Raw genomic sequence first — 10,626 nt, 5'->3', positions numbered from 1 at the left:
TTGTCATTGTATGTTTGATCTTCCCCCGAAAAAGTGGACGGGTTTAAGCTGCTTTTAGCTCCATCTGGATCGGGGCGACATATCCGATCGCGGAATGGAGCCGTGTTCGATTGTAGATGAAGGCGAAGATGTCGCGCTGGGCCTCGGCGCGGGTCTTGTATTGGCAATGATGGACCCGCTCTGTCTTCAAGGTGTGGAAGAAGCTTTCCATCGGGGCGTTGTCGTAGCAATTCGCCTTGCGGCTCATCGATGCGGCGATGCCGGCGGCCGAAAGCGCGTCGCGGTAGGCGTGGGAGGCGTACTGCACGCCGCGATCGGAATGATGGATCAATCCGGCTTCCGGCCGCTGCTGCCGGATTGCCATCGTGAGTGCGGACGAGGCGAGTTCGACCTGCATTTGGTCGCGCATCGCCCAGCCGACAATCTTGCGCTGAAAAGGTCCATGATGACGGCCAGGTACAGTCAGCCCTCGTCTGTCGGAATGTAGGTGATGTCGGCAAGCCAGACCCGGTTCGGAGCTGCGGTTGTAAAATCGCGGGCGATCAGGTTAGGTGCGATCGGCAGGCCATGGCGGGACGTCGGTGGTGCAGACTCGGCGCGGCGGCGCCATGATGGCGCGGATATCATGGCGATGCATCAGCCGCTCGATCCGGCCACGGCTGAAGCCGCGTCCCTGCGCCCGCAGCGCCGCATGAACCCGCGGGCTGCCGTAGCGTCGGCCGCTGTCCTGATGGACGTCTCGGATCGCCGCCAGGAGCGTGGCATTGGTCGTCACGCGAGCGCTAACCGGCCGGATTACTTCGCGTCAAGTGGTTTCGCTGCTAGGCGGCCTGAGTCATCACCCGGAGATACTGTCCGCGACGAAACTCTGCCTGGCGCGCTTTAGCCGCCATGTCCGCGCCGTGCACAGCGTGCCGCCGTTGGGCCAGATCCAATTGCCTGGTTCGACGCTGCAAACGAAGTCGCGAAGGCCCCCCGGCTGACGTCTTGTTTCCCACGCAAGAACAGGCGGCGGTGGTGTCGGCACGGCAAGCTGAGCTCAGCGCGGCCACGATCCGTCCCGCCCTTTCACTCTCTGCGCTGTGTTCAGGACAAAATCTCGGCCTCCGAGACTTTGCTGGCGTCGGCCGTGCCCCAGCAAGACGACTGTCGTCAGCCCTGCATGCGATCTTGATCGCATTCCGCAACTGCCTGTCTTCCTCAAGCGCCCCATCAGTACCGCCAGGACGGGGGTACAGCGCGTAACATCACACGCTGAACTTGAACGCGTTGCCGCCGCCATGGGCCTAGGGGAACGCAGGTTGCTCGCCCAGGCACAGTGCGATGGTCACCTGGCAATGGTTCAGGTTGTCGCAGATCGCGGCAGGCTTGTTGCGTTTCACGCTAATCTTCGAACCCGCGAGGGCACAGGAGGTGGCGCGGCCTTCAAGGAGAGTGTCCAGATCCGAGGGATAAATGAGCTTCCAGCGAAGCTTGCGTCAGACCTTGCCTGGCAAGGCGCGTTTTCGCTGGATGTAGTCCTGAGCGCAGACGAGCAGCCGATGGTCATCGATTTCAACCCAAGGCTCGTTGAACCCGTCAATGCCTATTTCTCTGGCGTCGACTTAGTATCGGCGCCGTTAGCCGAGGCGAATATCACGGGGCTGTCGAAGAACTAACCCCGGTCAAACGGGACCCCATCGCAGGTGTTCCTGTCGTCGCCGCCGCGCTGCTGACGCTGATCCGGCCGGCGTTATGGCGCAAATTCCAGTCTGGAGCGGTGGGCGGTTACGCGCTCACGCCGCTAGGCTGGGAGAAGATCGTCAACTTCGCTGAACTGCGGCCCAACTGCGCTTCGGGCGGTTGACCTGGAGGCGGCGATGATTGCGCCTTCCCGGGCGAGCGTTCTCTGTAGCAGTCCTCGCCGAGCAAGGTTTCGAGGCGTTTCAGGACAGGTGGGACCGCGCGTTCGCTTTGGGACCAGCCGCAGTGCGAACGATATCTCGAAACCATCGATGGGCTGGATCTGAATCAGTCCGCAGATGCCAGTGCATCGACAGTTCGAAGCCGTCGCTCGGCAGCGGCATTGGACTGACGTCGAGTCCCAAGGACTCGCGCTGCGAAACGGCGAGTTGCCGGGGGACTGCTGCAACCGCTCTCAGGTCATGCAAGAGAAGGGGGATCGCCAGGAGGTGGGGCGTCGCCATAACCACAAGACGACACGCATGGCGACGTGGTAGCGTTTGAAGATCGGGCATCGACTCGCCACTGCACAGCGCGATGATGTGTGGAAGCTCGAGGTAGGTCTTCAAATCGAGTGGCGGACTTACCCCGCAAGCTTTTCCGTCGAATAAGCAAACGGACTCTTCGCGGAAAAGGACTTCGCTCTTGTGCGTAGCGATGGGCTCACCAAAGACGCCTATTGCGAGGTCGACAGCGCCGGTCTCAAGCATTTCCGCAAGACGGTCGCCGTCGATCGACTTGATCGAGACCCGAATGCGCGAGCCCAAAGAGCGCGTAGCGGCGAGGACTGGGGGAAGCACCGCGATCTCGGCATAGTCGGTCATGCCGATGTGGAAGAGTGTGTCGGCGGCCTCTGGCCGAAATGCTCGATCCGCTAAGACGCTGCCGCGAATGTCGCCCAATATCCTGCCGATCGAACCGGCAAGCTCGAGCGCACGGGTCGTGGGTTGCATCGAGCCAGAGGTCCGAATGAAGAGTTCGTCACCAAAAAGTTCGCGCAGTCTTGAAAGCGCATGGCTCATGGCCGGCTGTCCGACGCCGATTCGCCGCGCCGCCCGGGTGACATTCCGCTCGGACATGAGCGCGTCGAACGCCACCAGCAAGTTGAGATCGAATAGGCGCAAATCGGTCATCTCAATGATCGGGATCGATGCCATCGATATGTCGATAATGTCATAGATGCATTATCGATGAAAAGACTAATGCCCTCGCCTGCGCGTTTCAATAGGGCGCCGTGATCAGCGGCGAGCGCCTACGGGGAAGGATGGGCTGTTTTCGATGAGGCTGGGGCGCGCGGCGGACGGAGTGGTAAGCCGCCCCGCAGCTGCAAACATGGGGCGTTATCCTGTTATCCACTCCCCGCCCCACAGAGGGCGCGCGCCAATTCGCGGGAGCAAGGCTGGCGCACTACGGAGGCCGGCCGCTGCGGTCTTGTGGAAGGTGCAGCGGGCTTCCTTGCTTCCTGGAAAGCGTGGCGTGATCAAGACCAGAGCTGCAGGGGCGTCAGCGCTATTTTGCTGTCTCGGGTTCGCACTGGTGAACCTCGACGACGGCGCGGACCATGATCACCGGGTCAGAATCTTGAAGACATTAGACCATTCGTCGCGTAGAAAGCCGAGAATGCAGTAAAGCATGCACAATGCTTCGATTGCCCGAGCGGCGCGGATGCCCCCACAGTCGAAGGCTTCCCATCCGAACTGCGTGAGAATTCCGGTCACTTGGCCTTTAGCTTCATCGCTGTTCCCGCAGATGAACACTGTGCGCGTTCCTTGTTCATAGTGCGGGTTGATCATCGGCGGTGCGCCGACGCTATTAAATGCTTTCACGACTTGAGCTTTGGCATGAGCGCCTGGTTGCGCTCTCCAAGCGACTCGTTAGGTCCGATCGTGTACTGCAGAACTCCGTTGACTGGGGGGTCTTCGGAGAGCGGGCTCGTCGTGTCAATGACGGTCTTGCCCTCGAAGTTCTCCGCGCCCGCAAGCTTGACGACTTGGTCGACGACCCGACCTAGCACCGACAGAACCAATAATTCTCCGAAGCGCGCCGTCTCGGAAAACGTGCCCGCCGTCACGCCGCTTTCCTTCGAGCACGAGCGGGTTTTCTCTGCGCTCAGATCTCGCGTGTCGAGCATGGCGAATGACCATGCCGCGCAAAACCTGCCGCCAGCGTTTGCGCGACGTCCCAGAGCCAAGTACGCCCACCTTCATTGTCGGGACCGTCGGCTTTCAGCGCGATCGCGATGATTTAGGAATATTTCAGCAGTCCAGTTCCTATTCGAGGTCCGAGGCCCTGCTTGTACGCAAGCTGCACCAGCAACAGAGAAGCAGGCTCGGTCAGCCGAGCGGTTGAAAGAGGTCCCGCGTCTATCGGTTCGGCCGAGATATCCGAGACCAGGCGCGAGACCGTCTCCTTTGCATCCGCATCGTCCCCACAGACAAACACAGCCGGCCGCACCGCCTCCGCGGAGGCCGGCGAGTGCAGGAGCTCCGCAAAAGGCGGGATGGCCTTCACGACCTTTGCGGCGGGCATGAGCCGGGCGACTTCCTCGCCGGCAGAGGTGCTGAAGCCTAACAGGAGCCCGCTGAGGTCGGCTTTGAGAGGATTGGTACAGTCCCAGATGATCTTGTTGGCTAGAGAGCCGGCCTGGCCCACTGCCTGTGGCACGGCGCTCCAGGGCGGACATAGAATGAGTACGTCAGCGAAGTCGGCTGCTTCGGCAGCCTGGCCTGAGCGCGCACTTACCGAGTCGGCGGCCTTGGCAAGCTGCTTTACGTCTTTCGAGAAGCTCAGCATTACGTCATGGCCGCGGCCAATGAGGCGTTTGGCGAGACCCGTGCCAAGATTTCCTGCGCCCAATATGCCGATCTTCATGGTGAACTCCTAGCGGTAGCCGTAGGCGCGCCAGTTTTCTATCACTTGGCGTCCGATCGAGGCCGGCCAGCCATTTTCAAGATCCGAACGCTTCGGGCGACGTTCGACAGGAAATCGGTCCGCGAGTAACGCGTTGTGGATCACCTTGGTTGTTCGGTAAGTAAACTTCTCACCACTATCAAGGAACACAGGAAGAGAGTTCTGCGCCTCCTCATTGAAATAGATTTCGCCATGCGAAGGGTGAGCTCGGCTGGCGAAAGCCCATACGACCTGCTCAACGTCTGTAACGTTGATGTCGTTTTCAATCAGCAGGACCTTCGCAATGCCAAAGCCGGCCTTCGAGCTGAAAATGAGTTCTCCAATGCGTTGGCCAAAAGCGCGGGAATCGAGACCGGTCATTTCATGCCAGTCCGTCCTCGCAGCGATGACAAGCCAATGGCAGGCGCTCTCAAGCACCATCCAACATGCGCCTACAGGGAAGTCGGCCGTCTGAAGCAAGTGAAGGATTTCAGCCGCATGGGGAATCCCCCAGCCTGTATGGTTTTCATCGACGGGCGCGCCCGCGGTCGAGAACGGGAGGATGGGATCGGTGCGGAACGTTATGGCGCTTACCGTGAGCACCGGCTTTGGCGATCCGCTTTCGCCGACATAGCCCGGATACTCGTCCATGGGGCCTTCCATGGCAGTCTCTGCGTGCGAGATATGTCCCTCGATCACGATCTCCGCGGTTGCGGGCACATCGATCTCAACCGTTTCGGCGCGGACCAGCTCCAGAGGCTCCCCGAAGTAGGCGCCAAGAAAAGCGGCCTCGTCCATCCCTTCCGGGATCGGCATCCCGCCCACATAGGGCAAGCCGGGCTCCACCCCGAGCGCCACAGCGATTGGAGTCGGTTCGCCTCGCTCTTTCCACTTCGCATGAATGATGCCGAGATGTTGGTTCGGCGGGATTAGACAGGCGATCCGATTGCGGTCGAGCTGCATCATCCGGTTGATCGACCAATTGGTCCATGAGCCGTCCGGAGTTCTAACGATGTTCAGTCCGAAGGTCTGAATGTACCGGCCACCATCCGCCCCATGGATCAGCGGCGTTGGGAAACGGAGCAAGTCTATCTCTTCGCCGAGAAGGACGTTTTGTTTACATGGCGCGCCCTTCGACGGAACGATTCGCGGCGGAAGAGGAGGCTTGCTGCGCGCCTTCTTAAGCGCCTCGACGACCTTTAGAGGCGGAGCGTCGGCCGGCAGCCCAAGCGCTAAGGCAACGCGACTGTATTTGTATTTTGAGTTGGCGCTTAGACCGCCTGGCGCGCCAAACGCCCTGAAGCCGGCCTCGATGCCTTTGATCTTGTTGAAGAGCGGCGCGGGGGCGCGCAAATCCATGGAGCGGCGCGTGATCGCTCCCATTTCCAGATTCCAGTCGACCTCTTTGTCGATCCCCTGCACTTCATCAATGCGCTGGAGTGCCGCAAGGAAGTCTCGAAGCGACTTGATGTGAGCGGGATTGCGCCCTTGTCCCTCTAAGTCCATGGCGCCGACTCCTTTCCGTTTTCACCAAGGGCTTGCCGCTCACGCATTCCGTTCCAGCGCTGCACCTGGCCTGTGTCCAACTCGAAAAGATCCAGAACGCGTCCCACGGTGTAGTCGACCATCTCTTCAAGAGACGCGGGTTTGGCGTAAAAGGCGGGTACCGGCGGCACGATGATGCCGCCCATCTCCGTGACGGCGAGCATCGCCCTCAGGTGGCCCGCATGAAGGGGTGTCTCGCGAACGAGAAGGACAAGCCGCCGGCGCTCTTTGAGGCACACATCTGCTGCTCGAGTCAGAAGGTTCGAGGTCGCCCCGGAGGCAATTTCGGCGAGCGTTCGCATCGAGCAGGGGGCCACGATCATGCCCATCGTTCGAAACGACCCCGAGGCGATCGGAGCAGCGATATCCGAGACCGGATGATGCACCGACGACAGAGCGCGGATCGCTCTAGGGGGCAGGGGATGCTCGTACGCCGCCGTCATCTCACCTGCCTTCGTCATGACCAGGTGAGTTTCGATCTGGAGCTCCCTCAAGCTTTCCAGCAGCCGCACCCCGTAGACGACCCCGCTGGCTCCGGAGATGCCGATGACCAGAGGGCGGCGGTGTCGATCAGCTCCGTTGCCAAGGGCGCTCAACGAAACACCCCGGCGAAGTGATAGATGATCCTGTCTTCTTCGAGCACGAAGACGTCATAGACGCGCCGGGACTGCGCGCCCTGCTTTATCTCGGCCTCGATCAGACAGACCTTGCCGTCGGCAACAAAGGTTTCCGTGCTGATCAAGGAGTTGCCCAATGACGGGAGGTAGGTTCTGAACATCTCCTTCAAAGCGGAGTGCCCTTTCACCACTCGCTCGGGTGTCACCAGGGCGGCCTCGGGATGATAATGTTGGTTAACAAGCTCAGAAGCATCTCCTTTGCGGATCAGCTCCAATTGCTCTTCGTAAAACCTGCGTAGGTCCATCAGGGCCTCGTGTTCTTTCTATGCGAGGTTTGCCCAGATGGTCTTGTATTGGGTGTAGCTCTCGAGGGCTTCGAGGCCTTGTTCACGGCCATAACCCGACATTTTGTAGCCGCCGAAGGGAGCGTTGGGATGGTACTTGTGCCAGGTGTTCAGCCAGACCGTTCCTGCCTTGATGCGATCAGCGAGACGCAGAGCTCGACCCAGGTCTCCGGTCTGAATGCCGGAAGCCAGACCGTAAGGAGTGTCGTTGGCGAGCCGGATCGCTTCCTCCTCATCTTTGAAGGAGATGACAGGAATGACAGGCCCAAAGATCTCTTCGCGACTGATCTTGATGTCGTTCGTCGCGCCAGCGAACACCGTCGGCTCTATGAAGAGGCCCTTGCCGTTGATCTTGCGGCTGTTTCCGCCGGCGGCGAGCGTGGCCGTTTTCTTACCTTCCTCCACATAGCGCATCACCTTGTCGTACTCGTTGCGACTGGCGATCGGCCCCACCATCGTCGCCGGATCAAGTGGATCGCCGAGAACCGCCCCCTTCGCCATTTGCGCCAGCTTGTCGACCACCGCGTCGTAGATGGAGTGCTCCACCAGCAGGCGGGAGCCGGCGACACAGACCTCACCCTTGTTCCAGAATATGCCCCAGAAGGCTGCCTGCACTGCCGCGTCGATGTCGGCGTCGGCGAAGATGATATTGGGAGACTTGCCGCCGAGCTCCATTGTTGTGTGCTTGAGCGTATCGGCGCCGTTGCGGATAATTCCCTGTCCAACGCCCGTTGAGCCTGTGAATGCTATCTTGTCGACAAGCGGATGCTTCACCAGGGCATCGCCAAGTGTACCCCCGGGTCCGGTGACGAGATTGTAGACGCCCTCTGGGATTCCAGCATCGATGGCCACCTGGGCCAGCGCCAACGCCGTCAAAGGGGTGTCGGAGGCCGGCTTGTGAACGATGCAATTGCCGGCCGCGAGCGCGGGCGCGATTTTCGAGCACGTCAGCGCGAGGGGAAAGTTGAAGGGAGTAATACAGCCCACGACCCCTAGGGGCTCCCGACGAGTCAAAATCCGGATTTGGTCTTCGTAGGAAGTCCGATAGCCGCCGTTCATCGCGTTCATCGCAGCGCCGCCGAAGAAGCGGAATAGGCCCGAGCAGTGCGGCATGATTGTTTCACGGAAGTCACGGTATGGCATGCCCATATCCATGGCCTCGCGAAGGGCGAATTCGTCTACGCGCTCATCGAGAAGGTCGGCCATTCTGAAGAGAAGCTTGGCTCGCGCCTCGTGGTGAAGGTGCGGCCAAGGTCCGTCCTCAAATGCGCGGACAGCGGCGGCGACGGCCTCCTCGACGTCTGCGGCCGAACCCTTTGCGACCTCGGTGATGATGTCTTCTGTGGTCGGGTCCGAGGTCGTCATGGTGGCGCCGTCACGGGCGTCGCGCCAAGCGCCTCCGATGAGCAGCTGTCCGCGAGGCAAGCGTGTGCGGCGCGGCTTTTTCTGCTCTTGAGACAGCAATTCGCCTGTAGCCATCCGCGCCTCCAAAGTAACCCTTGGTTGAATTCGTGTGGGGAGAGGAAGGGCGCCGACGTTCGCCGACCGTCGATCTCTCCCTATTAGTAAGCTTGATCCGACGCCTTCGTCAAATCGAAGCTATCGATTTAATAAATCGACTTGATTGATCGTCACGGCGCGGTGAATCTCAAGGAGATAAAGTGGGTGAGTGGAAGGCAAGCGCTTGCAGGCCGATCCGAGACTTGTCGATCCTTCAGTCCTCGAAGCGGACCTTGACTAGTCTCGTGCCCTCAGCCGCGTGGCCCGCTTGCGCCGGCGCCCTAGTGAAGTTCGAGGCGGAGGGGGCCGCTTTGACTTGCCAACGGCCCGCACAATATCTCGAAACCAGCGGTGCGCAGGATCCGACTCGGTGCGCGCGTGCCACTGCATGGAAACGTCGAAGCCCTCAAGCTCAATCGGAAGAGGACTGACGGAGAGGCCGGCGACCTCGCGGCAGTGTTCTGCCAGTCGTCGCGGCACGGCGGCCACCGCGGGTAATCCATGGAGCAGAAACGGTATGGCCAAGAAATGAGGCGTAGCCATGAAGACGAAGCGACTTCCTCCCTCGCGGGAAATCGTGGCGTCCGCCGCGCCGGTCAACTCGCCGCGTAGCGACATGATGATGTGCGGCAGTCGCAAATAAGTGCTCAACTTCAAAGGCGGCGATACATTGCACGCCTTTGCGTCGAATAGGCAGACGTATTCTTCCCGAAAAAGAAACTCCGACTGTTGTGAGCTGGGAGTGTCCGGAAAATACCCTATGGCCAAATCCACAACTCCGCTCTCGAGCATGCTCGGTAGCCGATCACGGTCGACGGCGGTAACGACTAGCCTAGACTTCGGTGCAGTCGTTCGCAGAACTTCAATGACGCCGGGAAGGACGGCCAGCTCAAAATGGTCGGAGGCGCCGACGCGAAAGGTGATCTCAGCTTTGTCCGGGTCAAAGCTCCTATCAGCCAAAACGTTCTTGCGGATATCCGCAAGCACCTGCGCAACCGAAGGCGCAAGCGCCAGCGCCCGGGTCGTGGGCTGCATCGTGCCGGAGGTGCGCAGAAACAGATCGTCGCCGAACAGCTCACGCAGACGAGCGAGAGCGTGGCTCATCGCGGGCTGTCCAATCCCGACCCGACGAGCAGCGCGTGTCACGTTCCTCTCCGCCATCAAAGCTTCAAAGGCGACAAGGAGGTTGAGGTCGAAGAATCGTAAATCGGTCATACCGATGCACGGGATCGATACTATCGATTTGTGCATAATACATCCTACGAATTATTACAATGGCGCCCCTCCCGGGACTCGGGGGGCCTCGTTTTGGTCTCCCCGCTCAGCTCGTCCGAGGTGACACCGATCAAGACTATACAGGACGGCAGGCGCTGCAAACGACGAGAGCGGCGCTTTACGGATGGACGCCTGGAACGCGATCCCGCGGGTTCAACACCGACCTTCCCGCCTCTTAAAGAGCAGATCATCTTCACCAGGCACCCAGGACCGCGATAGAGCCGCGCAAAACGAAACGTCCGACGGTTTGGTGAGGCATCGGCGTCTTCTTTGTTTCAGCCACCGGCGTTGCAGCGTCCATACCATTGCGTCCCCATGTCGAGATCGCAGCAACTTCGCCCGCGGCTGCGGCCCATCTGCAGCGGCAGCCGTGCACCCGATTCCGGTGACCACGGAGATTGTCGAGATCGGCGACATACCGCGTCGGGATCGGCACCGTTCAGACCTAAACACCGTGACGGTCCACGTCCGGGTCGATGGCGAAGTGCAGGCTGTCGCTTTCCAGGAGGGGCAGGACGTTCGCGCCGGCGATCTGCTTACACAGATTGATCCACGCACCTACGAGGCGCAGTTGCATCTGGCCCAAGCGGAAAGTGCATGGCTTCAAGTCCGTGTCAGCCGAGGATGGTGGTGCCCGATTCGGCCGTGCAGTACGGACCCGACGGGAACTATGCGTTCGCCGTTCGTCCCGAGAATATCGTCGAGATACGACCGCTTCGTGTCGCCTCGTCCCA

11 protein-coding genes and 1 pseudogene are annotated in these 10,626 nt (G+C 60.3%); 2 read left to right on the top strand and 10 right to left on the bottom strand.

Going from position 1 to position 10,626, the window contains the following annotated elements:
- Positions 1 to 43 precede the first annotated feature (43 nt).
- A pseudogene (locus JOY90_RS04340) lies at positions 44 to 793 on the bottom strand (IS3 family transposase); the annotation flags it as partial.
- A 508-nt stretch (positions 794 to 1,301) separates the two neighbouring features.
- Here JOY90_RS04340 and JOY90_RS04335 point away from each other — a divergent pair.
- Positions 1,302 to 1,658, top strand: coding sequence for a hypothetical protein (locus JOY90_RS04335; RefSeq protein WP_291689926.1), 357 nt, complete (start codon positions 1,302 to 1,304; stop codon positions 1,656 to 1,658).
- A 267-nt stretch (positions 1,659 to 1,925) separates the two neighbouring features.
- On the opposite strand, the gene JOY90_RS04330 is transcribed toward JOY90_RS04335, so the two are convergent.
- From JOY90_RS04330 to JOY90_RS04290, 9 genes are all read right to left on the bottom strand, one after another.
- Positions 1,926 to 2,879: a LysR family transcriptional regulator gene (locus tag JOY90_RS04330; protein WP_291689925.1), complete on the bottom strand. Its 954-nt coding sequence runs from the start codon at positions 2,877 to 2,879 to the stop codon at positions 1,926 to 1,928.
- Between the two features lie 408 nt (positions 2,880 to 3,287).
- Positions 3,288 to 3,548, bottom strand: coding sequence for a hypothetical protein (locus tag JOY90_RS04325; RefSeq protein WP_291689924.1), 261 nt, complete (start codon positions 3,546 to 3,548; stop codon positions 3,288 to 3,290).
- A complete protein-coding gene (locus JOY90_RS04320) occupies positions 3,545 to 3,853 on the bottom strand; it encodes an NAD(P)-binding domain-containing protein (protein WP_291689923.1) in 309 nt (102 codons plus the stop codon). The genes JOY90_RS04325 and JOY90_RS04320 overlap by 4 nt, the downstream gene beginning before the upstream one ends.
- A 113-nt stretch (positions 3,854 to 3,966) precedes the next feature.
- The gene (locus tag JOY90_RS04315) at positions 3,967 to 4,593 is read right to left on the bottom strand and encodes an NAD(P)-binding domain-containing protein (RefSeq protein ID WP_291689922.1); all 627 of its coding nucleotides are present in this window, start codon (positions 4,591 to 4,593) and stop codon (positions 3,967 to 3,969) included.
- A 9-nt stretch (positions 4,594 to 4,602) separates the two neighbouring features.
- Positions 4,603 to 6,117 carry a UbiD family decarboxylase gene (locus JOY90_RS04310; protein WP_291689921.1) on the bottom strand — a complete coding sequence of 505 codons (1,515 nt, stop codon included), beginning with the start codon at positions 6,115 to 6,117 and terminating at the stop codon, positions 4,603 to 4,605.
- Complete coding sequence (locus JOY90_RS04305) at positions 6,108 to 6,752, bottom strand: UbiX family flavin prenyltransferase (protein ID WP_291689920.1); 645 nt, start codon at positions 6,750 to 6,752, stop codon at positions 6,108 to 6,110. The genes JOY90_RS04310 and JOY90_RS04305 overlap by 10 nt, the downstream gene beginning before the upstream one ends.
- Positions 6,749 to 7,078, bottom strand: a complete 330-nt coding sequence (locus JOY90_RS04300) for a nuclear transport factor 2 family protein (protein WP_291689919.1) — start codon at positions 7,076 to 7,078, stop codon at positions 6,749 to 6,751. Before JOY90_RS04300 ends, JOY90_RS04305 begins: the two co-directional genes overlap by 4 nt.
- Before the next feature lie 18 nt (positions 7,079 to 7,096).
- Positions 7,097 to 8,596 (bottom strand): aldehyde dehydrogenase family protein, encoded by a 1,500-nt coding sequence (locus JOY90_RS04295; protein WP_291689918.1) that lies wholly within the window; start codon positions 8,594 to 8,596, stop codon positions 7,097 to 7,099.
- A 258-nt stretch (positions 8,597 to 8,854) separates the two neighbouring features.
- A complete protein-coding gene (locus JOY90_RS04290; protein WP_291689917.1) occupies positions 8,855 to 9,832 on the bottom strand; it encodes a LysR family transcriptional regulator in 978 nt (325 codons plus the stop codon).
- A gap of 184 nt (positions 9,833 to 10,016) precedes the next feature.
- Here JOY90_RS04290 and JOY90_RS40045 point away from each other — a divergent pair.
- Positions 10,017 to 10,626, top strand: a 610-nt coding sequence (locus tag JOY90_RS40045; RefSeq protein ID WP_367276877.1) for a biotin/lipoyl-binding protein, incomplete at its 3' end; no start/stop codon positions are given.

The sequence above is a fragment of the Bradyrhizobium sp. genome (genome assembly GCF_019242285.1).
Classification (GTDB): domain Bacteria; phylum Pseudomonadota; class Alphaproteobacteria; order Rhizobiales; family Xanthobacteraceae; genus Bradyrhizobium.
The sequence above is the reverse complement of the archived record's forward strand: the minus strand, read 5'-3'. Positions and strand labels throughout refer to the sequence as shown.

Excerpts from the sequence above, each read along its gene's own strand:
- JOY90_RS04330 (WP_291689925.1), bottom strand. The coding sequence starts at position 2,879 with ATGGCATCGATCCCGATCATTGAGATGACCGATTTGCGCCTATTCGAT.
- JOY90_RS04320 (WP_291689923.1), bottom strand. The coding sequence starts at position 3,853 with ATGCTCGACACGCGAGATCTGAGCGCAGAGAAAACCCGCTCGTGCTCG.
- JOY90_RS04315 (WP_291689922.1), bottom strand. The coding sequence starts at position 4,593 with ATGAAGATCGGCATATTGGGCGCAGGAAATCTTGGCACGGGTCTCGCC.
- JOY90_RS04310 (WP_291689921.1), bottom strand. The coding sequence starts at position 6,117 with ATGGACTTAGAGGGACAAGGGCGCAATCCCGCTCACATCAAGTCGCTT.
- JOY90_RS04300 (WP_291689919.1), bottom strand. The coding sequence starts at position 7,078 with ATGGACCTACGCAGGTTTTACGAAGAGCAATTGGAGCTGATCCGCAAA.
- JOY90_RS04295 (WP_291689918.1), bottom strand. The coding sequence starts at position 8,596 with ATGGCTACAGGCGAATTGCTGTCTCAAGAGCAGAAAAAGCCGCGCCGC.
- JOY90_RS04290 (WP_291689917.1), bottom strand. The coding sequence starts at position 9,832 with ATGACCGATTTACGATTCTTCGACCTCAACCTCCTTGTCGCCTTTGAA.